Annotated in this window: 26 protein-coding genes; 16 read left to right on the forward strand and 10 right to left on the reverse strand. The window is 66.4% G+C overall.

Annotation, left to right across the window (positions count from 1 at the left end; all coding sequences use genetic code 11):
* Positions 1-13 precede the first annotated feature (13 nt).
* The 4 genes from HPA01S_RS13715 (at position 14) to HPA01S_RS13730 (ending at position 4,575) form a co-directional block, all read left to right on the forward strand.
* Entirely contained in the window at positions 14-1,297 is a 1,284-nt protein-coding gene (locus tag HPA01S_RS13715) for a cytochrome P450 (protein WP_245638653.1), read from the forward strand.
* A 139-nt stretch (positions 1,298-1,436) separates the two neighbouring features.
* Positions 1,437-3,017 carry a hypothetical protein gene (locus HPA01S_RS13720; RefSeq protein ID WP_066270947.1) on the forward strand — a complete coding sequence of 527 codons (1,581 nt, stop codon included), beginning with the start codon at positions 1,437-1,439 and terminating at the stop codon, positions 3,015-3,017.
* Entirely contained in the window at positions 3,014-3,469 is a 456-nt protein-coding gene (locus HPA01S_RS13725) for a hypothetical protein (RefSeq protein ID WP_157085018.1), read from the forward strand. The genes HPA01S_RS13720 and HPA01S_RS13725 overlap by 4 nt, the downstream gene beginning before the upstream one ends.
* Positions 3,466-4,575, forward strand: a complete 1,110-nt coding sequence (locus HPA01S_RS13730; protein ID WP_084360680.1) for a M48 family metalloprotease — start codon at positions 3,466-3,468, stop codon at positions 4,573-4,575. The genes HPA01S_RS13725 and HPA01S_RS13730 overlap by 4 nt, the downstream gene beginning before the upstream one ends.
* A gap of 7 nt (positions 4,576-4,582) precedes the next feature.
* On the opposite strand, the gene HPA01S_RS13735 is transcribed toward HPA01S_RS13730, so the two are convergent.
* Positions 4,583-5,872 (reverse strand): YihY family inner membrane protein, encoded by a 1,290-nt coding sequence (locus HPA01S_RS13735; RefSeq protein ID WP_066270952.1) that lies wholly within the window; start codon positions 5,870-5,872, stop codon positions 4,583-4,585.
* A gap of 35 nt (positions 5,873-5,907) precedes the next feature.
* On the opposite strand from HPA01S_RS13735, the gene HPA01S_RS13740 reads away from it, so the two are divergent.
* Genes HPA01S_RS13740 through HPA01S_RS13770 form a run of 7 tightly spaced genes read left to right on the forward strand, consistent with a single transcriptional unit; the run spans position 5,908 to position 11,360 of the window.
* Complete coding sequence (locus HPA01S_RS13740) at positions 5,908-6,387, forward strand: DUF2069 domain-containing protein (RefSeq protein WP_084360681.1); 480 nt, start codon at positions 5,908-5,910, stop codon at positions 6,385-6,387.
* The gene (locus HPA01S_RS13745) at positions 6,384-7,817 is read left to right on the forward strand and encodes an FAD-binding oxidoreductase (RefSeq protein WP_066270958.1); all 1,434 of its coding nucleotides are present in this window, start codon (positions 6,384-6,386) and stop codon (positions 7,815-7,817) included. Before HPA01S_RS13740 ends, HPA01S_RS13745 begins: the two co-directional genes overlap by 4 nt.
* Complete coding sequence (locus HPA01S_RS13750) at positions 7,814-8,722, forward strand: transglycosylase SLT domain-containing protein (RefSeq protein ID WP_066270961.1); 909 nt, start codon at positions 7,814-7,816, stop codon at positions 8,720-8,722. The genes HPA01S_RS13745 and HPA01S_RS13750 overlap by 4 nt, the downstream gene beginning before the upstream one ends.
* Positions 8,719-9,531: a thymidylate synthase gene (locus HPA01S_RS13755; RefSeq protein WP_066270968.1), complete on the forward strand. Its 813-nt coding sequence runs from the start codon at positions 8,719-8,721 to the stop codon at positions 9,529-9,531. The genes HPA01S_RS13750 and HPA01S_RS13755 overlap by 4 nt, the downstream gene beginning before the upstream one ends.
* Before the next feature lie 21 nt (positions 9,532-9,552).
* A complete protein-coding gene (locus HPA01S_RS13760) occupies positions 9,553-10,446 on the forward strand; it encodes a DMT family transporter (protein ID WP_084360682.1) in 894 nt (297 codons plus the stop codon).
* A 4-nt stretch (positions 10,447-10,450) separates the two neighbouring features.
* Complete coding sequence (locus HPA01S_RS13765) at positions 10,451-10,957, forward strand: dihydrofolate reductase (RefSeq protein ID WP_066270971.1); 507 nt, start codon at positions 10,451-10,453, stop codon at positions 10,955-10,957.
* A 49-nt stretch (positions 10,958-11,006) separates the two neighbouring features.
* A complete protein-coding gene (locus HPA01S_RS13770; RefSeq protein ID WP_066270972.1) occupies positions 11,007-11,360 on the forward strand; it encodes a VOC family protein in 354 nt (117 codons plus the stop codon).
* A gap of 35 nt (positions 11,361-11,395) precedes the next feature.
* On the opposite strand, the gene HPA01S_RS13775 is transcribed toward HPA01S_RS13770, so the two are convergent.
* The gene (locus tag HPA01S_RS13775) at positions 11,396-12,073 is read right to left on the reverse strand and encodes a helix-turn-helix transcriptional regulator (protein ID WP_066270974.1); all 678 of its coding nucleotides are present in this window, start codon (positions 12,071-12,073) and stop codon (positions 11,396-11,398) included.
* A 70-nt stretch (positions 12,074-12,143) separates the two neighbouring features.
* Between HPA01S_RS13775 and HPA01S_RS13780 the strand changes: the two genes are divergently transcribed.
* The 3 genes from HPA01S_RS13780 to xth all read left to right on the forward strand — a co-directional run bounded on the left by HPA01S_RS13780 (position 12,144) and on the right by xth (position 14,889).
* Positions 12,144-13,598, forward strand: coding sequence for an MFS transporter (locus HPA01S_RS13780; RefSeq protein ID WP_066270976.1), 1,455 nt, complete (start codon positions 12,144-12,146; stop codon positions 13,596-13,598).
* A gap of 36 nt (positions 13,599-13,634) precedes the next feature.
* Entirely contained in the window at positions 13,635-13,952 is a 318-nt protein-coding gene (locus tag HPA01S_RS13785) for a tetratricopeptide repeat protein (protein ID WP_066270978.1), read from the forward strand.
* A gap of 160 nt (positions 13,953-14,112) precedes the next feature.
* A complete protein-coding gene (gene xth, locus HPA01S_RS13790) occupies positions 14,113-14,889 on the forward strand; it encodes an exodeoxyribonuclease III (protein ID WP_066270980.1) in 777 nt (258 codons plus the stop codon).
* A 51-nt stretch (positions 14,890-14,940) separates the two neighbouring features.
* Here xth and ntrC read toward each other — a convergent pair whose 3' ends face one another.
* The 6 genes from ntrC to HPA01S_RS13820 all read right to left on the reverse strand — a co-directional run bounded on the left by ntrC (position 14,941) and on the right by HPA01S_RS13820 (position 21,867).
* The gene (gene ntrC / locus HPA01S_RS13795; RefSeq protein WP_066270982.1) at positions 14,941-16,512 is read right to left on the reverse strand and encodes a nitrogen regulation protein NR(I); all 1,572 of its coding nucleotides are present in this window, start codon (positions 16,510-16,512) and stop codon (positions 14,941-14,943) included.
* A 48-nt stretch (positions 16,513-16,560) separates the two neighbouring features.
* On the reverse strand, positions 16,561-17,709 hold the full coding sequence (glnL, locus tag HPA01S_RS13800) for a nitrogen regulation protein NR(II) (protein WP_281193135.1): 1,149 nt from the start codon (positions 17,707-17,709) through the stop codon (positions 16,561-16,563).
* A 5-nt stretch (positions 17,710-17,714) separates the two neighbouring features.
* Positions 17,715-18,251, reverse strand: coding sequence for a hypothetical protein (locus tag HPA01S_RS13805; protein WP_066270983.1), 537 nt, complete (start codon positions 18,249-18,251; stop codon positions 17,715-17,717).
* 210 nt (positions 18,252-18,461) lie between these two features.
* Entirely contained in the window at positions 18,462-19,877 is a 1,416-nt protein-coding gene (gene glnA / locus HPA01S_RS13810; protein ID WP_066270985.1) for a type I glutamate--ammonia ligase, read from the reverse strand.
* Between the two features lie 266 nt (positions 19,878-20,143).
* Positions 20,144-20,959 (reverse strand): competence/damage-inducible protein A, encoded by an 816-nt coding sequence (locus tag HPA01S_RS13815; RefSeq protein ID WP_066270988.1) that lies wholly within the window; start codon positions 20,957-20,959, stop codon positions 20,144-20,146.
* A complete protein-coding gene (locus tag HPA01S_RS13820; RefSeq protein ID WP_066270990.1) occupies positions 20,956-21,867 on the reverse strand; it encodes an EI24 domain-containing protein in 912 nt (303 codons plus the stop codon). The genes HPA01S_RS13815 and HPA01S_RS13820 overlap by 4 nt, the downstream gene beginning before the upstream one ends.
* 70 nt (positions 21,868-21,937) lie before the next feature.
* Between HPA01S_RS13820 and HPA01S_RS13825 the strand changes: the two genes are divergently transcribed.
* The gene (locus HPA01S_RS13825; protein WP_066270992.1) at positions 21,938-22,750 is read left to right on the forward strand and encodes an alpha/beta fold hydrolase; all 813 of its coding nucleotides are present in this window, start codon (positions 21,938-21,940) and stop codon (positions 22,748-22,750) included.
* Positions 22,751-22,998: 248 nt separating this feature from the next.
* On the forward strand, positions 22,999-23,727 hold the full coding sequence (locus HPA01S_RS13830) for a DUF2726 domain-containing protein (protein ID WP_066270994.1): 729 nt from the start codon (positions 22,999-23,001) through the stop codon (positions 23,725-23,727).
* Position 23,728: 1 nt separating this feature from the next.
* On the opposite strand, the gene HPA01S_RS13835 is transcribed toward HPA01S_RS13830, so the two are convergent.
* Together HPA01S_RS13835 and HPA01S_RS23120 are read right to left on the reverse strand one after the other, a co-directional pair.
* Positions 23,729-24,493 carry a 16S rRNA pseudouridine(516) synthase gene (locus HPA01S_RS13835; RefSeq protein ID WP_066271104.1) on the reverse strand — a complete coding sequence of 255 codons (765 nt, stop codon included), beginning with the start codon at positions 24,491-24,493 and terminating at the stop codon, positions 23,729-23,731.
* Positions 24,494-24,892: 399 nt separating this feature from the next.
* Positions 24,893-25,075 carry a hypothetical protein gene (locus tag HPA01S_RS23120; RefSeq protein ID WP_157085020.1) on the reverse strand — a complete coding sequence of 61 codons (183 nt, stop codon included), beginning with the start codon at positions 25,073-25,075 and terminating at the stop codon, positions 24,893-24,895.
* Positions 25,076-25,119: the final 44 nt, after the last annotated feature.

Below are 25,119 nucleotides of genomic sequence, written 5' to 3' on the forward strand. Positions count from 1 at the left end.
ACACGCCACCGCGATGCTGGCCGACGCGATCACGCCACCGATGGACCGCCAGCGCGCGCAGGCGATTGCAGACACGTTCGACCTGCGCGCCCTGCCGGCCGACTTTCTGGCCAACCCCTACCCGGTGTATGCCGCGCTGCGCGAGCAGCAGCCGGTGCGCCGCATGCCGGATGGCTCGGTGTTCCTCACGCGCTGCGCCGACCTGATGGCGGTGTACCGCGACGCGCAGGCCTTCAGCTCCGACAAGCATGTGGAGTTCGCGCCCAAGTACGGCACGGGTTCGGCGCTGTTTCAGCACCACACCACCAGCCTGGTGTTCAACGACCCGCCGCTGCACACCCGCGTGCGCCGCCTCATCATGGGCGCGCTCACGCGCCGCGCCATCGCAGAGATGGAGCCCGGCCTGGTGAGCCTGGTCAACCAGCTGCTTGACCAGATTGCGGCGCGCGGCGGCGGTGACCTGATCGAAGATTTCGCCTCGGCCATTCCGGTCGAGATCATCGGCAACCTGCTCGACGTGCCGCACCCAGACCGCGGCCCGCTGCGCGCCTGGTCGCTCGCCATCCTGGGTGCGCTGGAGCCCACGCTCAGCGCGCAGCAAGAGGCCGCCGGCAATGCGGCCGTGACCGAGATGACCGACTACCTGCGCACGCTCGTGGCCGCACGCCGGCGCCAACCGGGCGACCCGGAGCGCGACGTGCTCACGCGCCTGATCCAGGGCGAAACGGGTGGCGAACAGCTGAGCGAGGTGGAGCTGCTGCAGAACTGCATCTTCCTGCTCAACGCCGGCCACGAAACCACCACCAACCTGATCGGCAACGGCCTGATCCTGCTGCAGGAATTCCCGGCCGCGCGCGCCGGCCTGCTGCACGCGCTGCAACAGACCTCAGGCAATGCCGATGCCGAAGAAGCCGTGCTCGACCGTGCGGTCGACGAGTTCCTGCGCTTCGAACCGTCCAACCAGTTGGGCAACCGCCGCGTGCTGAAAGACACCCAGGTGGGCGGCGTGGACCTGCCGGCCGGCACGCTGGTGACGCTCTGCATCGCCGCCGCCAACCGCGACCCGGCGCAGTTCAGCGAGCCCGAAACACTGAAGCTCGCACGCGAAGGCAACAAGCACCTGGCCTTCGGTTTCGGCATCCACCAATGCGCCGGTCTGAGCCTGGCGCGGCTCGAAGGCCGCATCGCCATCGGCCAGTTCCTGCGGCGCTTTCCGGACTACCGCCTGAGCGAAGCGCCCACGCGCGGCGGGCGGGCGCGGTTCCGCGGCTTTCTGCGCGCGCCGTTCAGCGTCTGATTTCAAGACGGTTCGGAAAAGACCGTCAAAAACGTTGACACCCTCGCAAATTCGGTGATGAAATAGATGTAAGCAAAGGTTAACCGAGGGCGGAAAATCCCCGCGCGACCAGCCAGCAACTCTTTTAGTCGGGGGGCGCGTGAAGGTCATCAACCACCAGGGGCCGGGGCGGGACTCGGTTTGGCGTCGCATCGTCTTGTGGATCGTCCATTTGCTGCACCACCACTGGAAAACGGCGCTGTTCATGGCCTGCCTGCTGCACCTGACGCAGGTGCAGGATGCGATGGCGCCGCTGAAGACCGGTGCACTGTCCTGGGCGCAACTGATCCAGCACTTCCATGCTCCCGATATCCAGGATCAGCGACCGCGGGACAGCGTGGTGCTCATCTCGCCCCAGCGATTCGAGGAACAATACGGCGGAAGACGACCGCTCCCCCGCAACGCCCTGCAGAACGACCTGGAGAAACTTCCTCCAAACAGCTTCGTTGCACTGGACATCGACGTGTCCCCGTTGCCTGAGGGGCAGCACAACGAACAGCAGGAACACGAGGCGCGGCTGTACAGCTACCTCAAGACCCACGCGGCGCGGTTTCTTCTGATCTTGCCGTTTCCAGTCCACGACGCTGGTGTGCGTGAGCGCAAGGCCGCTTGGTTGCGGGAAATGTGCGAGGCCCATGTGCCCTTTGCCGACCCGCGCATCGAGCAAAGCTTTGGGGTGGTCACGCGAGAGTTGCCTTATCCCGAGTTGTCGATGTCCCGTTTGCTCAGGGAAGTGAAAGAGCGTGCGCCTGCCGGATCGGCACCTCGCAACACGGGTAAAGGTGTGCTCTGCGAAAAAATTCTGACACCGGGTTCCAGCGTGGCCGAGCAACTGCTGACCCCCGGTCTGGACGAGCTCATTCTGGAAAAGTTTGCTCGAGCAACGTGTGCGGCGCTCAACGCCGAAGGCAGAAAGCCGGCCGAAGACTGCACAGGCCGAAAGCCCAAGCTCCTGCCCTTTGGCAAAGCACACACCAGCGTGGAAAGCTTCCAATGGTGCAGCGGCGAAAGTGCAGCGCCCATGGAGCAACGCGATTGTGATGCCCCCCGGCCTGGGCCGCCGCACTCCGACCCAGAGGTGGTGATTTTCGGCGGCAACTACGAACTCGCAGACCGGTTCATGACGCCGCTGGGCGAACTTCCCGGGGCCGCGTTGCACGCCACCGCAATGCTGAAGCTGCCCATCGCCGAGTGGGACAAGGCGGGTCTGCTGGCCGACTTTTTGCTCGGTGTGATTTTCGGCACCGTGGCGCATCGCTTCTGGCGTCTGTGGCTGGAGGCGCAACAACGCCGCACGCGATGGCAGTTCCTGGGTTTGCGCGTGCACCTCTATCCGCATACGCGGTGGGTCGCGCTGTTTCTGCTTGCGATCTCTCTAGGGGCTCTGACTGCGCTCGCATTGCTGCTGGCAGCCTATCTTCTCGTCCTCGGCAGCGTGTGGCTGACCCCGGTTCCGATGGTGGTGGGGATGACCCTGGATGCGCTGGTACTGGGGCAGGCAGGCGCCAACGCTGACAGCCTTGGCGTGTCGGAGCCTCACGCCACTCGCTGGGGAGACAGGATCGTCGCTTTCGTGCCCTGGCTGGTGTGGGGCACGGTCATTGTTCTGGGCCTGGGTTTTCTGGGTGGCGCCCTCGCTGCGGCCCTGGCCCTGCCGGACGTACTCAAGGATTGGAAATGAAACGAACCCTGCATGCGTTGGTTTTGAGTTTCTTGCTGCCGATGATGGCCGCGGCCCAGGAACCACCCCCGTGTGACACCTCCAAAGCCATCCGCAGCAATGCAGGCAATGCCGAGTTCCTGTCGGCCGTGTTGCGCTCCATCCGTTTTTCGGGAAAAGGGCCATCGGACTGCGGCACGTTCATCGCCGTGATCCGCCAGCTCGTCAGCAACAAGCCTCGCGCGGGTTCACAACTCAAAGGCGCTGGCGGGCCCGATGCGGCAAAGGCCGCCAACGAAATCGCCACGCTGCGCAGCGACGCAGGTCTGGCCGCTGAACTCGCCAACATCCAGAAAGAGCCCGACGCGTTCACCCGCACCCTGCTGGAAGCCTCGCACTTCCACGCCAACGGCATGTACACCGCCAGGGATCTGCGCCTGGAAGAGGCCCGAACACTCGTGGAGGTGAAATGATGAAAGCCATCTGTTGCCTGACTGCAGTCCTGTCGCTGCTGCTGCCACTGACAGCCGGCGCACAGGATAAAGCCGCCGACACCCTCCGCGTGGGCCGGAAAAACATCACTCTGTCCTCCATCGAGGGCGACAGCAAATGCACACAGGTGGTGGCGCCTTATGAGGTGACCAGCAACCTCGGTGCGCTGCTGCGCGTTGGTGCCACCGAAGGACTCAAGTCGCTCGGCAGCCTCTTCGGACAAGGCGGCGTCACATCGACGAGCAGACACAAGGTGTCCGAGCCCGTGCGTGCCGCGGCCATCCGGATGAACTGGCTGCCCATGACGCTGGAGGTGGCCTATGGCGAGCACTACCTGGGCCTGATGCGGGACGGTGGGCAGCTTCACGAGCGTGGAGGCCGCCACGCGAAGCTCTATGCCCAAGCAGATGAACTGCTGGCCCTGGCGCTGCAGAACGTTAAAGAGCCGCACCCCTACACCTTTCAGATCTACATCCGGGCGTCCAACGATGGCAATGCACTTGCCTTGCCCGGTGGTTTCCTGTTCCTCGACGAGAACCTGCTGAGGGACGCCAAGAACCAGAACCTGGTGCACCTGGCCCTGGCCCACGAGATCGCACACGTGCTGCGCCGCCACGAAACGCGCGCGCTGCAGGCCCGCATTGTGGACACGCTTTCGCTGACGGGTGGCGTCACCGATTTGCTGAACCAGTTGCAGGACATCACACGAGGCTCCAACGAAATCCTCAAGCTCATCGTGAGCGGCAAGCTGCAGTTTGAGCGGCACAAGATCGACCAGGAGTTGCAATCGGACGCTTGCGGCGTGCGACTGGCCCAAGGCATGCTGAACGACGATTCGCGGCTTTTCGCGGCCGTGAGCACCCTGCTCTCCTCGCTGCCTCCGCCCATGAAATCCACCGACCCGGCCTACCAGGCCGTGACAAGTACCAACCTGGAGGATGTGGCCGCGATCATCGAGCGGCCGGTGGACCGCCACCCATCCACCGGGGAGCGGCAGGCCTTGCTCAACGCCGTGCTTCGGGAGCTCACGTCGGCCGGCGTGCGGGGTCGCCAGCCCACCAGGGCGGCCCCGGTCAGGAAGCCTTGAGCCCCGGTCAGCCGGCGGCAGCCGCGGAGTCCAAGGGCCCGTCGCCGGTGCCCGTCGCCGGATCGGGCGTGTCCACGATCGCCTGCGCCACCGTCACGTCCATCCAGCGGCTCTCGGCCCAGAAGCGCGCGGTGTGGGGCTGGTGTGCCAGCAGCAGGCGATCGACCAGTGGTGCCACCGGTGTCATGGCGGGGTCAACCAGCAGCACATACCGTTCGCCGTCTTCGTCCAGCCGGCCCAACCAGTCCAGCCGCACCATCACGGCCACCGGTTCTTCAAGCTGCAGCGCATCCACCCGCAGCACCTGCGCCAGCGTTTCCAGGCTCATGCCCTTGGGTGCGCCGTGGCGGCTGGCCTGCAGTTGTTCCAGCACCTCCAGCGCGAGCTGGAAAGTCCAGCCCGGCGTGTCGCCGCGGCGCGCAATGCCGGCACGCAGGCTCGGCAGGTAGGCCGCGACCACGGCGCCCAGCAACACGATCACCCAGGCCACGTAGATCCACACCAGCAGGATAGGCACGGTGGCAAAGGTGCCGTAGACCACCGAATAGGTCGGCACCTGGGTGAGGTACCAGGCCAGCACCTTCTTCGCCAGCTCCAGCCCGGCGCCCACGAACAGCGCGCCCAGCAGCGCATGGCTCCAACGCACCCGCGTGTTGGGCACGTAGCGGTAGAGCGCGGCGATGCCGCCGGTGAGCAGCGCGAACTGCACCGTGTCGAGCAGGAAGCGCACGCCGCCCGGCAGGCTGGAGACCACGCCGCGCGAGGCCGTCACGGCGTAGGAGGTGGCGGTGAGGCTGGCCGCCATCAACAGCGGCCCGAGCGTGAGCGCGGCCCAGTAGACCAGCACACGCTGGGTCAGCGGGCGCGTCTGGCGCACGCGCCAGATGTCGTTGAGCTTGCGGTCGATGGTCAATATCAACGCCAGCGCCGTCACCAGCAGCACCAGCGCGCCGGCCCAGCCCATCTGCCCGGCCTTGCTGGCGAACTGGTTCAGGTAGCTGAACACCTGCTTGGCGATGTCGGGTGGCACCAGGCTCTGCACCAGCCAGCGTTGCAGCGTGACCTGCAGGCGGTCGAACATCGGGAAGGCGCTGAAGATCGCCAGCGCCACGGTGAACAGAGGCACCAGCGAAATGGTGGTGGTGAAGGTCAGCGCACTGGCGGTGATGCCCAGGCGGTCTTCGCGGAAGCGCTCGCGCAGCGTGAGCGCGGTGTTGCGCCACGGAAAATTCAGCGCGTCGCGCCACAGCGCGCGCGCCAGGGTTTCAAGGGCCCGCAGGCGCTCGTTCAGGGTCATCCCGGTATCATGCCACCTGCCCTTCGCGCCACCCCATGAACGATTCCACCCCCCTCTCCCCTCCCTCTCCACCGTCCGCAGCCGACCCCGCGCAGACCGCTTTCGCCGTGCGCGGCACCCGCTGGCTGGCCGTGGGCAGCCTGCTCGGCCTGATCGTGCTCGGCCTGGCCTGGGAGCTCTGGCTTGCCCCGCTGCGCGAAGGCGGCTCCTGGTGGGCCATCAAGGTGCTGCCGCTGACCATCCCACTGGCCGGCCTGCTGAAGAACCGCATGTACACCTACCGCTGGGTCAGCCTGCTGGTGTGGCTGTACTTCACCGAAGGCGCGGTGCGCGCCAGCAGCGAGTCGGGCACCTCGATGTGGCTGGCCATCCTGCAGGTGCTGCTGTGCGTGGCGCTGTTCGTGGCCTGCGCGCTGCACGTGCGCATCCGCCTGCGCGCCGCCGGCAAGGAAGCCGTGGCGGCCGACGTGGCGAACAACCCGGCCAACCGCGCCGCCGCGGACCCGCGGCCATGAGCGCGGCACAACTGCTGGCGGCGCTGCGCGAGGCCGTGGGCCCGGCCCATGTGCTCACGCACGAAGACCCCACCGCCGACCTCTCGGCCTGGGAGAACGACTGGCGCAAACGGGCGCAAGGCCGTGCGCTGGCCGTGGTGCGCCCCGGCAATACCGACGAAGTGGCCGCCGTGGTGCGCGCCTGCGCCGCGGCCGGCACGTCCATCGTGCCGCAGGGCGGCAACACCGGCCTGGTGGTTGGCTCGGTGCCCGACGGCTCCGGCAGCCAGGTGGTGCTCAGCCTCACGCGCCTGAACCGCGTGCGCGCCATCGACCCGGCCAACCTCACCATGACGGTGGAAGCCGGCTGCGTTCTGCAAAGCCTGCAGGAGACGGCGGAAAAGGCCGGCTTCCTGTTTCCCCTGAGCCTGGCGGCCGAGGGCAGCTGCACCATCGGCGGCAACCTGGCCACCAACGCCGGCGGCACGCAGGTGGTGCGCTACGGCAATGCGCGTGAACTCTGCCTGGGCCTGGAGGTGGTGACGGCGCAAGGCGAGGTCTGGCACGGCCTGACCGGCCTGCGCAAGGACAACACCGGCTACGACCTGCGCGACCTGTTCGTCGGCAGCGAAGGCACGCTGGGCGTGATCACTGCCGCCACGCTCAAGCTCTACCCGCTGCCGGCCGCGCAACTCACCGCCTGGGCAGCAGTGCCCTCGCTGGACGCCGCCGTGGCCCTGCTCGGCCTGGCGCATCGGCAACTGGGCGCGGGCCTCACCGGCTTCGAGGTGATGGGCCAGTTTGCGCTCGGCCTGGTGGACAAACACTTCCCCGCACTGCGTGTGCCCTTGTGGAAAGACAGCCCCTACTGCGTGCTGCTGGAAAACAGCGACAGCGAGTCCGAAGTCCACGCGCGTGGGCAGTTCGAGCGCCTGCTGGAAACCGCCTTCGAGCAAGGCCTGGTGAGCGATGCGGTGGTGGCCGAGAGCCTCTCGCAGGCACACGGCCTGTGGCACATCCGCGAGAGCATTCCGCTGGCGCAGGCCGAAGAAGGCCTGAACATCAAGCACGACATCAGCATCCCGGTCTCGCGCATCCCGGCGTTCTGCGCCGAGACCGACGCGCTGCTGGCGCGTGAGATTCCGGGCGTGCGGCTGGTCAACTTCGGCCACCTGGGTGACGGCAACCTGCACTACAACGTGCAGGCGCCGGCCGGCGAAGATGCCAAAAAATTCCTCAAAGAAGGAGAAGCGCGCATCAACGCACTGGTGTTCGACGCGGTGGCCCGCTACGATGGCTCGATCAGCGCCGAGCACGGCGTCGGCAGCCTCAAGGCCGACCACCTGCCGCATTACAAAGACCCGGTTGCCCTGGGTCTGATGCGCGCCATCAAGCAGGCGCTCGACCCCCAACAGATCATGAACCCCGGCCGCGTTCTCGCATCCCCATGAAACCCCGCCTTTTGCCCCGTCTGCTGCTCGTTTGGCTGCTCTGCGCCACGGCCTCGGTGCACGCGGCCGAGGCTAGCGACGCGCAGGCCTGGCGCGAGCAGGCCCAGGCGCTGGAGCGTGGCGAAGGCGTGGCGCGCGACACCGACGCGGCCATTGCGCTCTACTGCCGCGCGGCCCTGGCGGGTGACGTGTTCTCCACCTACAAGTTGGGCTGGCTGTACGCCAACGGCCGCGGCGTGCCGCGCCACGAGGGTTACGCCGCGCACTGGTTCGCGCTGGCAACCCAGCAGGGCGACGCCCACGCCGACATCATGCTCAGTCGCATGCGGGAACCGGCCGTCACGCCCGAGTGCGTGCTGCAGGCCAAGCGTGACGAGCAGCAGCGCGTGGAGCAGGCGCAGCAGCTCACCGACGCGCTCACGCGTTACCGCGAGTTGGTGAGCACGGTGGAGCAGCAGCGCATCATGAAGATCGTCTACAAGCTCGCGCCGCAGTTCGGCGTCGAGCCCGGGCTGGCGTTTGCGGTGATCCGCGCCGAGTCCAACTTCAACGTGAACGCCCTGTCGGACAAGAACGCGCAGGGCCTGATGCAACTCATTCCGGAAACCGCCGCGCGTTTCCGCGTCAACAAACCCTTCGACGCCGAGCAGAACATCCGCGGCGGCCTGTCCTACCTGCAATGGCTGCTGGCCTACTTCAAGGGCAACGTGCCGCTGGTGCTCGCGGCCTACAACGCCGGCGAAGGCACGGTGGACCGTTACCGCGGTGTGCCGCCCTTCCCCGAGACGCAGGGTTACATCAAACGCATCCAGCAGATCTTCGCGCTGCAGCAACACCCTTTCGACGCGCGCATCACCGCGCCCTCTCCCGCCTTGCCGAGCATCCTGTCCGCCGCCACCCCATGACCGACCGCCCCATCCGCTCGCAATATGAAGACTTCATGCGCCACGTGTACACCACGGGCGTGCAGAAAACCGACCGCACCGGCACCGGCACCACCAGCGTGTTCGGCCACCAGATGCGCTTTGACCTCAACGAAGGTTTCCCCCTGGTGACCACCAAGAAGGTGTTCACCAAGGCCATCATCGTCGAGCTGCTGTGGTTCCTGCGTGGCGACAGCAACGTGAAGTGGCTGCAGGAGCGCGGCTGCACCATCTGGGACGAATGGGCACGCGAAGACGGCGACCTCGGCCCGGTGTACGGCGTGCAGTGGCGCAACTGGCCCACGCCCGATGGCCGCCACATCGACCAGATCAGCGAGGTCGTGAAGCAGCTCAAGAACAGCCCCGATTCGCGCCGCATCATCGTGAGCGCCTGGAACGTGGCCGACCTCGACAAGATGGCGCTGATGCCCTGCCACGCCTTCTTCCAGTTTTACGTGGCCGACGGCAAGCTGAGTTGTCAGCTGTACCAGCGCAGCGCCGACATCTTCCTCGGCGTGCCATTCAACATCGCGAGCTACGCGCTGCTCACCCACATGCTGGCGCAGCAGTGCGACCTGGAGGTAGGCGAGTTCATCTGGACCGGTGGCGACTGCCACATCTACAGCAACCACCACGAGCAGGTGGAGACGCAGCTGGCGCGCACGCCGTACGCCTACCCCACGCTGCACATCAAGCGCCGCCCGGCGTCCATCTTCGACTACGAACTCGACGACTTCGAGATCCGCGACTACCAGCACCACGCCGCCATCAAGGCCCCAGTGGCGGTCTGAGCGGCGACACACCCCCGTCGCGTGATCTCCCGCCGCCAGCTCTGGGCGCTGCTCGTCCTCACGCTCATGTGGGGCGTGAACTGGCCCATGATGAAGCTCTCCCTGCAAGAGCTCACCCCGCTGTACTTCCGCGCCATCACCATGTCCCTCGGTGCGCTCTGGCTGTTCGCCTACGTGGCCAGCAAGGGCGAACGCATGCGCCCGAGCCGTGCCGAGTGGATCACCATCGCCTGGCTGGGCCTGCCCAACGTGCTCGGCTGGCACACGCTCTCGATCTTCGGCGTGCAGGAGCTCGCCTCGGGCCGCGCGGCCATCCTGGGCTTCACCATGCCCATCTTCACCGTGCTGCTGGGCGCCGCGTTCTTCAACGAACGCATCACGCCGCGCGTGCGCCTGGCGGTGCTGTGCGCCGGCATCGCCATCGGCCTGCTGCTGTGGCATGAACTGCAGCGCCTGAGCGGCCGGCCCGCCGGCATCGCCTGGATGTTGGGCGCCGCGTTCTGCTGGGGCCTGGGCACACTGCAGTTCCGCCGCGCCCACCTGACGCTGTCGCCCATGGTGGTGACGGTCTGGATGCTGCTGCTCGGCAGCGTGGTGGTGTGGGCGCTGGCGCTCATGCTGGAGCCCTGGCCGCAGGCAGCGGGCTTCTCGCTGCCGATGTGGCTCAGCCTGGCCTACGGCGTGTTCATCAACTACGGCGTGGCACAGCTGATCTGGTTCGGCATGGCCCGAGACCTGCCGCCCGCGACCAGCGCGATGAGCGTGATGGCCATCCCGCTGGTGGGCACGCTCAGCGCCACCTTCATCGTGGGCGAAGTGCCGCACTGGCAGGACTGGGTTGCGATTGCCTTCGTGATGATGGCAATTGCCAGCGTGCTCTGGCCTGCGCGGCAGCGTGCACCGGCGGCACAATAGCCGCATGCCCGAGACGACCCCCACCCGCCTGCACCTCATCTTTGCGCGCGCCGCCAACGGCGTGATCGGCAAGGACAACGCCCTGCCCTGGCATCTGCCGGAAGACATGGCGCACTTCAAACGCACCACCCTGGGCAAGCCCGTCATCATGGGCCGCAAGACCTGGGATTCGCTGCCGCCCAAATTCCGCCCGCTGCCGGGCCGGCTCAACATCGTGGTCACCCGCGATCCGGGCTGGCAGGCCGAAGGCGCCTCGCGCGCCGGCTCGCTGCAGGAAGCCGTGGCACTGTGCCCCGCGGGCGCAGACGCCTGGGTGATCGGTGGCGCGCAGATCTACACCGCGGCCCTGCCGCTGGCCGACACCGCCGTCGTGACCGAAATCGCAAAGGATTTCGAGGGCGATGCCTTCGCACCCACCTTCGGCCCCGAGTGGACCGCGAGCACTCGCGAAGAGCACACCGCGGCCAACGGCCTGCCGTTCGCCTTCGTCACCTACACCCGCCAGCGTTGAACGCAAGGGCCGTGGGCCCGAACCTTCGCTGAACCCACCAGGAAACCCCATGGCCGACCGCCAGATCGACAACATCGAATTCAACGTCAGCGACATCGCGCGCAGCAAGGCCTTCTACGGCGCCGCCTTCGGCTGGACCTTCGTCGACTACGGCCCGACCTACACCGAGTTCCGTGACGGCCGCCTGAGCGGCGGCTTCACCACCGGTGAGGCGGTGCGCCCGGGCGGGCCGCTGGTGATTCTGTACGCCGACGATCTGGCCGCTGCGCAACAGCGGCTGGAAGACGCGGGCGCCACCATCAGCCGCGCGGTGTTCGAATTCCCCGGCGGGCGCCGCTTCCACTTCATCGACCCGGACGGTTACGAACTGGCGGTGTGGTCGGCCTCGGCCGAAGGGCACTGACGCGCGCCCGTGCAGGTGCGCAGGTGCGCAGGCGCTCAGGGCCGGCGCGCCGAGGCCGGTCTGGCCACCACGCGGTACACACAGCGCGCGGCACCGGCCAGCAGGTGCTGTTCGCGCGTGACCAGGCTGTCGCCGCCCACGATTTCCTGGAACATCTGCAGCTCCGAGCGGCAGAAGCCCTGGCAGCTGCGCGCCGCCACACAGATCGGGCAATGGTCTTCGATCAGCAGCCAGTCGGTGCCGTCGCGCTCCACACGCGCCATGTAACCCTCTTCGCTGCGCACCTCGGCCAGCTGCCGCAGGCGCCGCGCCACCGTCTTGCCGTTGCAGCGCTGCTGGTACACGCTGCGCGTGTCGGCCTCGCGCTGCGAGATCAACCGGTCCAGGCCCTGTTCACCAAACAGCTTCCGGATCGAGCCGATCAGCTGCACGGTGAGCACGGCATGGGTGTCGGGAAAGCGGCGGTGACCGGCGTCGGTCAGGACCCAGTGCTGGCCGGGACGGCCGACACCGGCCGCGGCCTGCGCCTGGCCGGCCAGCAGCCCCGCCGTGACCAGCTTCTGCACCTGCTGGCGGGCTGCTTCGGGTGTTACTTGCAGCGCCTGCGCCAGTTGCGCGGTCGAGCTAGGCCCCTCGGCCTTGACCAGCGACAGAATGCGCTCCGCCGTGGGCAACGCCCCCGAATTCTCCAAGGCCTTCCTTGCATAAGTCATGACACCACCTTAATATGCAATCATTCACTTGCATATTAACCGCCACCGCCCGCGCCGCCGGGAAATCCCCATGCCCTCCTCCACCCCACTGCCCGCCAACGCCTCCTGGGGCGATCTGCTCAAGGGCAAAAACGGCCTGCTCGCCCTCGCCCTGACCGGCGGCGTCGCGCTGCACGCCATCAACGTGCACATCGTCACCACCGTGCTGCCTTCGGTGGTGCAGGAGGTCGGCGGCCTCGACTGGTACGCCTGGAACACCACCCTGTTCGTGGTCGCCTCCATCGTGGGTGCGGCATTTTCGGTGCGCCTGTTGTCCTCACTCGGTCCACGCGGCGCATGCCTGGCGGCGCTGGGCGTGTTCGCCCTCGGTTCGGCGCTCTGCGCGAGTGCCGGCTCGATGGGCTGGATGCTGCTCGGGCGCAGCGTGCAGGGGCTGGGCGGTGGCACGCTGGCGGCGCTCAGTTATGCGTTGATCCGGGTGGTGTTTGAACCTTCGCTGTGGCTGCGCGCCGTCGCCCTGGTGTCGGGCATGTGGGGCATCGCCACCCTCTGTGGGCCCGCCGCTGGCGGCCTGTTCGCGGCGGCCGGCCACTGGCGCTGGGCATTCTGGATCCTGCTGCCGATCTCGCTCTTCCAGGCATTGGTGGTGCTGGTGCAACTGCGCCCCGCCGCCGACGCGCCGCCGCCGCAAGCCGGCAAGCCCGAGGTGCCTTTTGTGCAGGTGGCGCTGCTGGCCTTCTCGGTGCTGCTGATCGCGGCCGGCAGCCTGTCGCCGCAGCTGCTCTGGCAAGCCCTGGGCGTGGCCGGTGGCCTGGCACTCGGTGCGGCGGCCATCGCCCTCGACCGGCGGGCCAGGGTGCGCCTGTTGCCGGTGGGGGCGACCTCCATCGGCTCGCCTCTGGGGTCGGTGTACGCCATCGTGGCGCTGCTGCTGGTGGGCGTGACGACAGAGATCTACGTGCCCTACTTCCTGCAACTGCTGCACGGGTACACGCCGCTGGCCGCGGGCTACCTGACGGCCGCCATGGCCGGTGGCTGGAGCGCCGGTTCGCTGCTGTCTTCGGGCCGCAGCGGCGCGGCCGCTGGCAGCATGTTGCGCGCCGGCCCGCTGCTGTCCACCCTGAGCCTGCTGGTGCTGGCCGTGCTGGTGCCCAGCAGCGCCGAGCTGGCCCCGGGCCTGCGTTTGCTGCTGCTGGGTCTGGCCCTGGCCGGTGCAGGCGCGGGCGTCGGCATCGGTTGGCCGCACCTGCTGAACCGTGTGTTGAGCCTGGCACCAGCCGGCGAAGGGGGTACCGCTTCGGCCGCCATCACCACCATCCAGCTCTACGGCATGGCCGTGGGCGCGGCGGTGGCCGGTCTGGTGGCCAACGTCGCCGGCCTGACCGACCCCGGTGGTGTGCCCGGTGCACGGTCGGCCGCCGTATGGCTGTTCGCCAGCTTCGCCCTCGCACCCGCGCTGGCCACGCTGCTCGCGCGGCGCATCACGCGCACGGTCACCACGCCGTCTGCCGCCACTGCCGGTTGAACGCGCCGGCGCTGTGGGAACAAAGAAGACCACCCCATGCGCGAACGCCTGGAAAAGATGCTGGCCGCCGGACATGACAACGCCCTGCTGCGCTTCGGCCTGGGCCAGGCCTGCCTGAAAGACGGCGACGCAGAGGCCGCCGTGTTGCACCTGACACAGGCCACGGCGCAGAACCCGCAGCATTCGGCGGCCTGGAAGCTGCTGGGCACGGCGCTGCGTCAAGGGGAACGCCCGGATGACGCCCTCGCTGCCTGGACGCGGGGACTTGCGGTGGCCGAACAACAAGGTGACCACCAATCGGTGAAAGAAATGACCGTGTTCGTCAAACGCCTGCAACGCCCGGCGGGCGGCTGAGCGCGCGGCGAAATACGGACCCGGTTCATCGCATACTTGCAGCTTCCGGCCAACCATGGCCGGGCCTTGTCTGGCGCCTGCCACACCGCCGCTTGCAGGCGCGTGCGGCGGCACGCCGGCACACACGAACACACCGCGCAACCAACACGATGGGGCCACCATGAAATTCGCCACCTGGAACATCAACTCGCTCTCCGTGCGCCTGCCGCAAGTGCTGGACTGGCTGGCCGCCAACCCGGTCGATGCACTGGGCCTGCAGGAACTCAAACTGGTCGATGAAAAATTCCCGTTCGAGGCACTGAAGGAAGCCGGTTACCACGCCGCCGCCTTCGGCCAGAAAACCTACAACGGCGTCGCCATCCTCAGCCGCAGCCCGCTGCGCGACGTGGTGCGCAACATCCCCGGCCACAGCGACGAACAGGCGCGTGTGATCGCCGCCACGCTGGACACGCCAGACGGCCCGCTGCGCCTGATCAACTGCTACTTCGTCAACGGACAGGCGCCGGGCAGCGACAAGTTCGCCTACAAGATGCTGTGGCTCGCCGCCCTGCACCGCTGGGTAGCCGAAGAACTGAAACTCCACGAGAGGCTGGTGCTGGTGGGCGACTTCAACGTGGCACCGGAAGACCGCGATTCGTTTGACCCGGTCGGTCTGAAGGACACCATTCACCACACGGTGGAAGAGCGCGCGCACTTTCAGGACCTGATCAAACTGGGCCTGACCGACGCCTACCGCATGTTCGAGCAGCCCGAGAAAAGTTACTCGTGGTGGGACTACCGCATGCTGGGTTTCCAGAAGAACCGCGGCTTGCGCATCGACCACATCCTGGTGAGCGAGGCCCTGCGCGAGAAGGTGACGGCCTGCCACATCGACCGTGCGCCGCGCAAGAACCAGCAGCCCAGCGACCACACACCGGTGGTGGTGACGCTGGCCTGAGCAAAAGCACGCTCGCCGCTGCGCCCCTGGAAAGGCTCGGCTGAGGCAGCCTTACTCCAGGTGCAGTTCCTGGATCTTGCGCGTGATGGTGTTGCGCCCGATGCCCAGCTTGTGCGCGGCCTCGATGCGTCGGCCGCGTGTATTGGCGAGCGCCGTCTGGATCAGGCGTGTTTCGAAGCGGCGGGTGAGCACGTCCCAGACGTCGGTGCGGCCGTCTTCCAGCAAGGCCATTGCTTCGGCCTGCAGGCCACTCTCCCAGGCCGAGGGCGCCAGGCCTGCGCCGCCCGCCTCGGGCACGGGGACGGCGGCGGGCTCGGCATGCGCAATGGCGTCCGATGCCCGGTTGTAGATCACCTCGGGCGCTGGCGCGCTGGTGGGCATGCCGAAACCCGCCGGCACCTGGGACGCCAACGGCATCTCGGAAGCACCCGCGAGTGCCGGGACTGGTGCGCCGCTGGCCATGGACAACACTTCGGGTGGCAAGTCCTTGAGCTCGATCACCTGCGCCGGCGCCATCACAGTCAGCCAGTGGCAGACGTTTTCAAGCTGGCGCACGTTGCCCGGAAAGTCGAAGCTGCCGAGCAGGCGCAATGCCGCTTCGGAAATGCGCTTGGGCTCCACCCCCAGCTGCTTGGCACTCTGCTGCAGGAAAAAGCGCGTGAGCATGGGCACGTCTTCGCGCCGTTCGCGCAGCGCGGGCAGGCGCAGGCGGATCACGTTGAGGCGGTGGAACAAGTCCTCGCGGAACACGCCTTCCTTGACGCGCTGCTCCAGGTTCTGGTGGGTCGCGGCGATCACGCGCACGTTGGCGCGCACCGCGCTGTGGCCGCCCACGCGGTAGAAGTGCCCGTCAGACAACACCCGCAGCAGGCGCGTCTGCAGGTCGAACGGCATGTCGCCGATTTCGTCCAGGAACAGCGTGCCGCCGTCGGCCTGTTCGAAGCGTCCGCGCCGCATGGTCTGCGCGCCAGTGAAGGCACCGCGCTCATGGCCGAACAGTTCGGACTCCAGCAGGTCCTTCGGAATCGCCGCGGTGTTGATGGCCACGAACGGGCCGCCCGAACGCGGCGAGTGCTTGTGCAGCGCGCGCGCCACCAACTCCTTGCCCGAACCCGATTCGCCGGTGATGAGCACCGTGACCTGGCTCTGGCTCAGGCGCCCGATGGCGCGGAACACGTCCTGCATGGCCGGCGCCTGGCCCAGCATCTCGGGCGCCGCGGTCATGCGTTCTTCGGCCACTTCCTCGCGCTGGCTTTCTTCCACCGCGCGGCGAATCAGCTCGACCGCCTTGGGCAGGTCAAACGGCTTGGGCAGATATTCGAAGGCGCCGCCCTGGAAGGCCGAGACGGCGCTGTCGAGGTCGGAGAAGGCGGTCATGATGATGACCGGCAGGCCGGGCAGCTTTTCCTTCACCTTCTCGAGCAGGTCGAGGCCCGAGCCGCCGGGCATGCGGATGTCGCTGACCAGGATCTGCGGGCCTTCCTGCTCGGGCGTGTCCAGCAGGGCCTTGAGCACCTCTTGCGGGTTGGTGAAGCTGCGGGTCGGCAGGTTCTCGCGCAGCAGTGCCTTTTCGAGTACGAAGCGAATCGATTGATCGTCGTCCACTATCCAGATCGGCTTCATTGAAATGTCTTCCCTTCTTGTGGCGCGGCGTTCGACGGTCGGTGATGGCTAGGGCAGCGGGATGAGGATCTTGAAATCCGTCTCCCCTGGCACGCTCTCACACTCGATCAGGCCATGGTGCTGCTGGACAAACGTCTGTGCCAGCGTCAGCCCCAGGCCGGAGCCACCATCACGTCCCGACACCAGCGGGTAAAAGATGCGGTCCTTGATCGAGTCTGGAACGCCAGGCCCGTTGTCGATCACATGCAATTCCAGTGCCAGCCGATAGCGCTGCTTGCCGAATGTCACCTGCCGGCCCACGCGCGTGCGGAACACGATGCGCGCGTCGCCCGCTGCGATGCGCTCGCCAAGAGCCTGCGCGGCGTTGTGCGCGATGTTGAGCACGGCCTGAATGAGCTGCTCGCGGTCGCCTCGGAACTCCGGGATGGAAGTGTCGTAGTCGCGCACGACCTTCAGGCCCTTGGGAAACTCGGCCAGGATCAGCGAACGCACGCGCTCGCAGACTTCGTGGATGTTGACGTCGCCCACCACATGCGGGCGGCGGTGCGGCGCCAGCAGGCGGTCCACCAGCGACTGCAGGCGATCGGCCTCGTGGATGATGACCTGCGTGTACTCGATCAGCTCACGCGACTCCAGCTCCATCTGCAGCAACTGCGCCGCGCCACGAATGCCACCCAGCGGGTTCTTGATCTCGTGCGCCAGGTTGCGGATCAGCTCCTTGTTGGCCTGCGCCTGATCGATCAGGCGTTCCTCGCGCTCCTGGCGCGCCTGCTGCTCCAGCGGCAACAACTCGACGATGACTTCACCCGGGTTGTCGGTCTGCGCCACCACCACGTGCACCGGCAAGGCGTCGTGGTTCAGGCGCTTGAGCCAGGCGTCGTAACGCAGCGCGGCAAACTGGTTGCCGCTGGCGCCCTGCAAGGCGTTCTCCAGCAAAGCCGGTTCGGTGAAGCAGGCCTGCAGCAAAGCCCCGGTGATGCTGCGCCGGGACATGCCCAGGGCATCCTCCAGCGCCGCATTGGCGTACAGAACGCCGCCGCTGGCGTCGACCACCGCCACCAAGGTGGCCAGCAGATCAAGCGACTGGAAACGTGAGGGAGCCTGCGCCTGTTTGCGGTCGACGGCTCGCGCTGTGGCTTCGGCGGGAACGCGCCGGGCAGACGCGGGGAGAAACGAAGGTAGGTCGATCTTTTTCAAGCGGCTTATTTTGCGGCAGAACTGCCCGGTGCGCCCGCGGCCGGCAGACGGCCCAGTTCGCGTTGCAGGCCGGCAACGTCGCTCTCGGCACGGCCCACCGCGGCCTTGAGATCGGCCACGCGGTCCAGGTAACGCTGGTAGTTGCGCGACTCGATGCCCTGCTTCTCCGGCTCGCCATTGGCGTAGGCCTTGCGCGCCTCCGCCAGCCGCTCTTCGGCCTTGCGCAACTCGGCTTCGAGAATGGCGCGCGCGTCGCTGTCGCGTGCGCGCTGTGCGGTCGCGTCCACGCGCTCGGTGCTGCTGCCGCTGCGTGCGGGGGTGTTGCTCGCGGTTGTGGGACTGCGTGCCGCCGTCGGGCGGGTGCCCTCGATGATGGTGATGTTGCCGCCCTCCATCGGACTGCAACCCTTGTTCTTGGCGACCTGCGCGTCGTTGGTGTATTCGTTGCCGCAACGGTAGATGCGTGGTGCCTGCGCATGGGCCTGCAGCACGCACAGCGCCAGGCTGGCGACAGCCAGCGTGCGGATCGTGAGGAAAGGCATCGGGTTCAAGGTGACATCAACTCCAGAGAGGCGGTGGGGGCCGCGGCGCACGGGCCCAAAAAGCGTTTTTCAGTATGACCGAAAACCCCTGCAAAAGTGCCTCATCGGCGCCTGAACGGTGGCGATTGGCCGCCCGAACAACAAAAAAAGGGCCGCTGACGCGGCCCCTTTTGAACTCGGTGAAGGCAGCCCGGCGCACCGGGCGGGCCATCACAGGCTGTAGTACATGTCGAACTCGACCGGGTGCGGTGCCATGCGGAAACGCGTGACTTCGCCCATCTTGAGCTCGATGTAGGCGTCGAGCATGGCGTCGGTGAACACACCACCCTTGGTCAGGAAGCTGCGGTCCTTGTCGAGGTGCTCCAGCGCCTGGTCGAGGCTGTGGCACACGGTCGGCACCAGCTTGTCTTCTTCCGGCGGCAGGTGGTACAGATCCTTGGTAGCGGCTTCGCCCGGGTGGATCTTGTTTTCCACGCCGTCCAGACCCGCCATCATCAGGGCCGAGAAGGCCAGGTACGGGTTGGCCGATGGATCGGGGAAACGCGCTTCGATGCGACGGCCCTTGGGGTTGGCCACGTACGGAATGCGGATCGAGGCCGAACGGTTGCGGGCCGAGTAAGCCAGCTTCACCGGGGCTTCGAAGCCAGGCACCAGGCGCTTGTACGAGTTGGTGCCGGGGTTGGTGATGGCGTTGAGTGCACGGGCGTGCTTGATGATGCCGCCCACGTAGTACAGGGCGAAGTCGCTCAGGCCGGCATAACCGTCGCCAGCGAACAGGTTCTTGCCGTCTTTCCAGATCGACTGGTGCACGTGCATGCCGGAGCCGTTGTCGCCGGCATAGGGCTTGGGCATGAAGGTCGCGGTCTTGCCGTAGGCATTGGCCACGTTCCACACCACGTACTTGAGCACCTGGGTCCAGTCGGCGCGCTCGACGAGCGTGCTGAACCGGGTGCCGATTTCGTTCTGGCCAGCGCCCGCCACTTCGTGGTGGAACACTTCAACCGGAATGCCCAGCGATTCGAGGATCAGGGACATCTCGGCGCGCATGTCTTGCGTGCTGTCGACCGGAGGCACGGGGAAGTAACCGCCCTTGACGGTGGGGCGGTGGCCGCGGTTGCCGCCTTCGAGCTTGGCGCCGCTGTTCCAGGGGGCTTCGTACTCTTCGATCTCGTACATCACGCGGCCGGGCTCGTTGCTCCAGCGCACGCCGTCGAAGATGAAGAATTCGGGTTCCGGTCCGAAGTAGGCGGTGTCGCCCAGTCCGGAGGCCTTCAGGTAGGCTTCGGCGCGCTTGGCGATGGAACGCGGATCGCGGTCATAGGCCTTGCCGTCGCCCGGTTCGATCACGTCACACTGCAGGAACAGCGTGGTTTCTTCGAAGAAGGGATCGATATTGGCGGTGTTGGGGTCGGGCATGAGCTGCATGTCCGATGCCTCAATGCCCTTCCAGCCGGCCACGGAAGAACCGTCGAACGCGTGGCCCGAGGTGAACTTGTCTTCGTCGAAGTGGGACACGGGCACGGTCACGTGCTGCTCTTTGCCCCGGGTGTCGGTGAAGCGGAAGTCAACGAATTTCACTTCGTTGTCTTTCACCAGTTGCATCACGTCTGCGACGGTCTTGGCCATCAAATACTCCTGTAGCTGGGTGAGTGGAAAAATGAGAACGACGCTGGTGACAAGCAGAATGTGTGCCACAACTTGGGTCACGGGCCTGCAGCAGATTCACTCGCGGCACACGGCGCAGGGATTATCGCGCAGCCCACGCGCCACAAAGGTTCGGTGCTGCCAGGCAGTCTCTCGATTTTGGGGCGCCCGGCCTGTGCAGCACGCAGCGACGGGCCGCAGTAGCACCTTAAAGGTGCGTCACATGACGCGCACCGCGGAGGTGCAGATCAGTCGCGCACCATTTCAGGGCCGAGTGATGCCCCGTGTACACGCAGGCCCGCGAGCAAGACACCGTAGGCCGCCAACACGCCATCGGCCGCACCCTTGACGCCCAATTCGATGTGGCGCCCGTATTCCGGGTGGTCCACGCTGGGCAGGCTGAACACCTTGACCGGGTGCGTGCGTTCGATCTGCTCCATCAGCGGCGTGAGCACCGCTTCCATGGCGCCGAACACGATCACCGAACGCTCAGCCCAGGCGCCGCGGCGCTGCAGGTGCGCGTACTGCGTGTCGAGCACGCCCTCGATCATCGGCCAGGCCATCACGGGGAAGCCGGGCAGGAAATGCACCTGCGCCCCCGCGGGGCTGGTGCAGCTGAAACCGGGAATCTTGTTGTACGGGTTGGGGATGATGCGGGCGCCGACCGGGAATACGCCCATGTTGTATCGGTGCACGTTGTCCGGCCGCTCGGGGGCGAACACCTGACCCTGCTCTGCCGCCTGATCGCGCATGCGCGACTCGATCAGCTGCTGCGCCTCCGGGTGCAATGCGAGCTCGACACCGAGCGCTGCAGCCGCGCACTGGCGCGTGTGGTCGTCCGGCGTGGCGCCGATGCCGCCGCAACTGAACACCACGTCGTTGCCGGCGAAGGCATCGCGCAATGCCGCGGTGATGTGTTCTCGGTCGTCGCCGACCAGCCGCATCCAGCTCAACGCGAGGCCGCGCTGGGTCAGCAGTTCGATGACTTTGGGCAGGTGCTTGTCGCTGCGTTTGCCGGAAAGGATTTCATCGCCGACGATGATCAGGCCGAAAGCGGTTGTCATGTGTGGGGTGGAGACGGTGGGAAAACGGGCTCGACCGGGGCCGAGCCTGGCAGCGTTGGTGGAGTCGCGGCAACAGGGCCTGCCGTCGGCAGGTCATCCACGACCTCCACTACGGCGCGGGCGCGCATGCGCTGCAGCACCGCCAGGGCATAGTGAGCGAACCAGAGCGAGGCGAAAGCAAACACCAGGGTGTAGATCCAGATCGCCACCGGCACCAGCAAGGGTGCGAGCGCGATGAACATGGCGCCGGAGGCCCACAACAGGCTGGGCGCTGCGCCCAGGTAGCCGCTGAGCACACCCATCAGCAACAGGCTACCGCGATGCTCTTTGAGAATGCGCTTGCGCTCGTCGCTGCTGGCGTGTGTGGCCAGGGCGTCGAAGGCAAACACCCGGTAGGTCAGCCAGCCCCATATCAGCGGCGGCAGGATCAACACCAGCGGCGGCACCAGCCACAGCGGCATGGACAGTACCAGGGCCACGACCGCCAGCAGCGTCGAGCCGAGCGACCACAGCACGCTCACCAGCAAGGAGCCTCCGTGCTTGCGCTCCAGCGTAGGGAACCGCCGCTGCCCCACCAGTTCAACCATGGTCGAGGTCATGAACATGGCGACCAGCAACAGGCACAGCAGCACGATCAGCGGCGTGGCCAGCACCAGCACCAGCAAGGGCGCAAACACCGTGCGCAGCGAGCCCATGCCCAGACGCTCGAGCCAGCCCAGAAAGGCCTGCACCAGATCAAAGGCTTCCAGCCATGCGGCCACCGAGGCCACCGCACTTTCCCAGAAGAAATAGCCCAGGCCAAACGACAGCACCACCATCAGGATCAACGGCAGGAACGACAGCGCGATCACGCGAGGGTGCACGCAGTAGGCGACGGCACGCCAGAACGAGTCGAACAACAGGGACATCCCGGCAAGAATACATGCATTCCATGACCGCGCGACAGCGCCTCCAGGCCCGCCTCGGTACGATGCCGGCATGAACCGCATTGACATCGCAGGCATCTCACTCGAAGTGGCCCACATCGCAGGGTCCACCGATCAGGCCCCGTTGGTTTTCCTGCACGAAGGCCTGGGCAGCGTGGCCATGTGGGAACAACGGGGGCGCCACTGGCCGGCCGAGTTGTGTGCCGCCACCGGCCGTGCCGGCTGGTTGTATTCGCGGCGCGGCTACGGCGAGTCCGACCCCGTGGCGGATGTGCGCGGCGCGCCCCGCTGGCAGGGCGAATGGCATGTGGGCCGCCATGAGCCCGACTACATGCACCACGAAGCCTGGCAGGTGCTGCCCGCGCTGCTCAAGCAACTGGGCATCTCGAACCCGGTGCTGGTCGGCCACTCCGACGGCGCCACCATCGCCCTGCTGCACGCCAGCCGCCACGCGGTGGCGGGCTGCGTGGTCATGGCGCCGCACGTATTTGTCGAAGACATCGCGCTGCAGGCCATCGCGCAGGCCAAGGCCTTGTACGAAGCCGAGCCCAGCCCCCTGCGCCCGCGGCTGGCGAAGTACCACCACGACGTCGACAACGCCTTCTGGCAATGGAACGATGTCTGGCTCAGCCCGGACTTCCGGGCTTTTGACATCCGGAACGAATGCAGGCGCATCACCGCGCCCTTGCTGCTGGTGCAGGGTCTGGGTGACGAGTACGGCACGCTGGCCCAGCTCGATGCCATCGTCGGGGCCGCCCCGCAAACCCAGCGCGTGGAGCTGCCTGACTGCGGGCACAGCCCGCACCGCGACCAACCCGAAGCCTTGGCCCGTGCGGTGGCGGCGTTTCTCTCCCAACTGCCCTGACGCACCCGCCTATGGCGTGCACATCCAAAGACCTATTTTCCAAAATCACGGCCGGCGCCGCGGGCCAGCGACACTGTGCCCCGCGGCAAAATGGCGGTCTGCAGGCGCGTGGTGGCTGGCTCACCACCATCGATACCGCCCCCAAACCGTAAGGAAATCACACGTCGATCGTGCGAATGCACAAGTTTGCGCGCTGAATGGGTCGCAAACCCCTACACTTTGATACAAATCGACTCATCCCCCGCGATATGAACACTTGGAACAACCCATGGCTGCTTGCCGTGCCGACACTGGCCCTGTTGGCACTGGGCGCGTTCCTGCATCGGATATGGATGGATCGCCAGGCCCGCGAGCGCCGCCGCATTCCCAAACACTGGCCATTGAGCACGCGTGCCCTGGCCAACAGCGAAGAGGCCCGCGTCTGGCACTGGCTCGCGCGCGCTTTCTACGATCACCACGTCATGATCAAGCTGCCGGTCACGCGCTTCACCCTGCCGCGTGACCGCGAGCAAGGTGTGGAGTGGTACAAGCTGCTGGGCGGCGTGTACTGCACGTTCACCGTGTGCCGCTCGGACGGGCGTGTGCTCGGCTGCCTGGATGTGCCGGGCAGCGCCGGGCTGCCGCGCAGCACCCGCGCCCTCAAACACTCGCTGCTCACCCAGTGCGGCCTGCCCTACTGGGTGGTGCGCTCCAACAGTCTGCCCACGGTGGCCGAGATTCGCGCCGAGTTCCTCGGAGAGTCTTCGCTCAACCACGCCATGCGCGAACGCGAAATGGAAGAGCGCGCCATCATTGCCGCGCAAGCCAACTTGCGCACCGCGCTCACGCGCCAGCGCAGCAACCGCAGCAGCGACTTCAGCCCGCTCTCGAACTGGCCCAACAGCACCGCCGGCGAGCCGCGCAGCGACTTCAATTCGCAGTGGCAGGAAAACTCGTTCCTCATGCCACTGGACAGCCGCCGCGGCGACCTGCTCTGAACTACTTCGCCTGAGGCTGCGGGGCTGGCACTGTGCCGGCCTTTTGCGTCAAGGCCAGCACCTCGTCGGCAGTCAGCCAGCGCCACTGGCCTGGCTTCAGCTCGGGGGTCAGCACCAGGCAGCCCATCGCGGAGCGGTGCAAGCCCTCCACCCGGTTGCCCACGGCCGCCACCATGCGCTTGACCTGGTGGTACTTGCCCTCCGTCAAGGTCATGCGCAGGTGCAACTCGCTCACCGCTTCGCACGCCTGCGCGCGCACCGGCTTCGGATCGTCGTCCAGCACCACCCCGTCCAGCAGTCGGCTCAGTTGTTTCTGGTCCAGCGGGTGCTTCACCTGCGCCTCGTACACCTTGGGCACATGGTGGCGCGGCGAGGTCATGCGGTGGATGAACTTGCCGTCGTCCGACAGCAGCAGCAGTCCCGTCGTGTCCTGGTCCAGCCGCCCCACCGCCTGCACACCCGCAGCCGCCCCACCACCACGCTGACGCAGCGGACCGGGCAGCAAGGTGTAGACGCTCGGATAGGTGCTGGGCTTTTGCGAACACTCGAAGCCCGTCGGTTTGTTCAGGATGAGATAGGCCAGCGCGTGGTATTTCCACAGCTCACCCTGCACCCGAAAGCTCAAGCCCTCTTCTTCAAAAAAGGCGGTCGGATCGGTACAAGGCTGCGCATCCGAGCCCACAACCACCAGGCCCTGCTGCACAAGACCGCTGCAGATGCGGCGCGTGCCAAAGCCCTGGGAAAAAAGTATGTCCTGCAATTGCATCATGGTGCCGGCATTGTCGCCGCTCACCGGACAGGCCCTCCCTCGATCTGCGCAACGCCTCCCGTGCCGCTGTGCTGACGACTCAAAAGCAGGTGCGCAACAAAAAGCCCATCCGGATTTGCATCCAGATGGGCTTTTGCAACAGATGGTGGGCTGGGGTCTATTGAATGAAGTCCTGATGGCCGCATAGATGCTAACAATCGAGACTTCAAGAAAGTCAATTGTTCCCCACTTTGTTCCCCACAAAAAGCGATGCAGGGAGCGCGGACGCTAAGCAAATTCCACCAGCCACGATGTCACTATCTTACATGCAACGGGTGCGTACCCACCTGTCACGCGTGACAGGTGCGTGACAGGTGCGTAATGGGAGCACGCGTGAAGTGACTCGAAGGTGTGACCTCAGCCGCTCTGAATCTCCCGAAGCGTCTTGAGCGCCATGGCCCTCGCGGCCATCATCACCGCTTGCTCGCTGGGTTTGACCACACTGTCCTTGATGACCTCAGAAATCGCAATCAACGCCGCGGCCTCCAAAGCCTTAAGCGATGGAGTTATTGGAGTTGGTATCGAAAGTGATTTGTTCATCTTCTATAACCACAGGGGCATCTCGCGGCGCAGGCGCTTAGTAT

Origin of the sequence: Hydrogenophaga palleronii NBRC 102513 (assembly GCF_001571225.1) — a bacterium.
Classification (GTDB): Bacteria; Pseudomonadota; Gammaproteobacteria; order Burkholderiales; family Burkholderiaceae_C; genus Hydrogenophaga; species Hydrogenophaga palleronii.

Bases quoted from the DNA above. Each gene is read 5' to 3' on its own strand.
- xth (WP_066270980.1), top strand. From the start codon at position 14,113: ATGAAATTCGCCACCTGGAACATCAACTCGCTCTCCGTGCGCCTGCCG.
- HPA01S_RS13745 (WP_066270958.1), top strand. From the start codon at position 6,384: ATGAGCGCGGCACAACTGCTGGCGGCGCTGCGCGAGGCCGTGGGCCCG.
- HPA01S_RS13770 (WP_066270972.1), top strand. From the start codon at position 11,007: ATGGCCGACCGCCAGATCGACAACATCGAATTCAACGTCAGCGACATC.
- HPA01S_RS13780 (WP_066270976.1), top strand. From the start codon at position 12,144: ATGCCCTCCTCCACCCCACTGCCCGCCAACGCCTCCTGGGGCGATCTG.
- HPA01S_RS13775 (WP_066270974.1), bottom strand. From the start codon at position 12,073: ATGACTTATGCAAGGAAGGCCTTGGAGAATTCGGGGGCGTTGCCCACG.
- HPA01S_RS13830 (WP_066270994.1), top strand. From the start codon at position 22,999: ATGAACACTTGGAACAACCCATGGCTGCTTGCCGTGCCGACACTGGCC.
- HPA01S_RS13750 (WP_066270961.1), top strand. From the start codon at position 7,814: ATGAAACCCCGCCTTTTGCCCCGTCTGCTGCTCGTTTGGCTGCTCTGC.
- HPA01S_RS13765 (WP_066270971.1), top strand. From the start codon at position 10,451: ATGCCCGAGACGACCCCCACCCGCCTGCACCTCATCTTTGCGCGCGCC.
- HPA01S_RS13835 (WP_066271104.1), bottom strand. From the start codon at position 24,493: ATGCAATTGCAGGACATACTTTTTTCCCAGGGCTTTGGCACGCGCCGC.
- HPA01S_RS13735 (WP_066270952.1), bottom strand. From the start codon at position 5,872: ATGACCCTGAACGAGCGCCTGCGGGCCCTTGAAACCCTGGCGCGCGCG.
- HPA01S_RS13730 (WP_084360680.1), top strand. From the start codon at position 3,466: ATGATGAAAGCCATCTGTTGCCTGACTGCAGTCCTGTCGCTGCTGCTG.
- HPA01S_RS13785 (WP_066270978.1), top strand. From the start codon at position 13,635: ATGCGCGAACGCCTGGAAAAGATGCTGGCCGCCGGACATGACAACGCC.
- HPA01S_RS23120 (WP_157085020.1), bottom strand. From the start codon at position 25,075: ATGAACAAATCACTTTCGATACCAACTCCAATAACTCCATCGCTTAAG.
- HPA01S_RS13740 (WP_084360681.1), top strand. From the start codon at position 5,908: ATGAACGATTCCACCCCCCTCTCCCCTCCCTCTCCACCGTCCGCAGCC.
- ntrC (WP_066270982.1), bottom strand. From the start codon at position 16,512: ATGAAGCCGATCTGGATAGTGGACGACGATCAATCGATTCGCTTCGTA.
- glnA (WP_066270985.1), bottom strand. From the start codon at position 19,877: ATGGCCAAGACCGTCGCAGACGTGATGCAACTGGTGAAAGACAACGAA.
- HPA01S_RS13755 (WP_066270968.1), top strand. From the start codon at position 8,719: ATGACCGACCGCCCCATCCGCTCGCAATATGAAGACTTCATGCGCCAC.
- HPA01S_RS13715 (WP_245638653.1), top strand. From the start codon at position 14: ATGCTGGCCGACGCGATCACGCCACCGATGGACCGCCAGCGCGCGCAG.
- HPA01S_RS13815 (WP_066270988.1), bottom strand. From the start codon at position 20,959: ATGACAACCGCTTTCGGCCTGATCATCGTCGGCGATGAAATCCTTTCC.
- HPA01S_RS13820 (WP_066270990.1), bottom strand. From the start codon at position 21,867: ATGTCCCTGTTGTTCGACTCGTTCTGGCGTGCCGTCGCCTACTGCGTG.
- HPA01S_RS13805 (WP_066270983.1), bottom strand. From the start codon at position 18,251: ATGCCTTTCCTCACGATCCGCACGCTGGCTGTCGCCAGCCTGGCGCTG.
- HPA01S_RS13825 (WP_066270992.1), top strand. From the start codon at position 21,938: ATGAACCGCATTGACATCGCAGGCATCTCACTCGAAGTGGCCCACATC.
- HPA01S_RS13725 (WP_157085018.1), top strand. From the start codon at position 3,014: ATGAAACGAACCCTGCATGCGTTGGTTTTGAGTTTCTTGCTGCCGATG.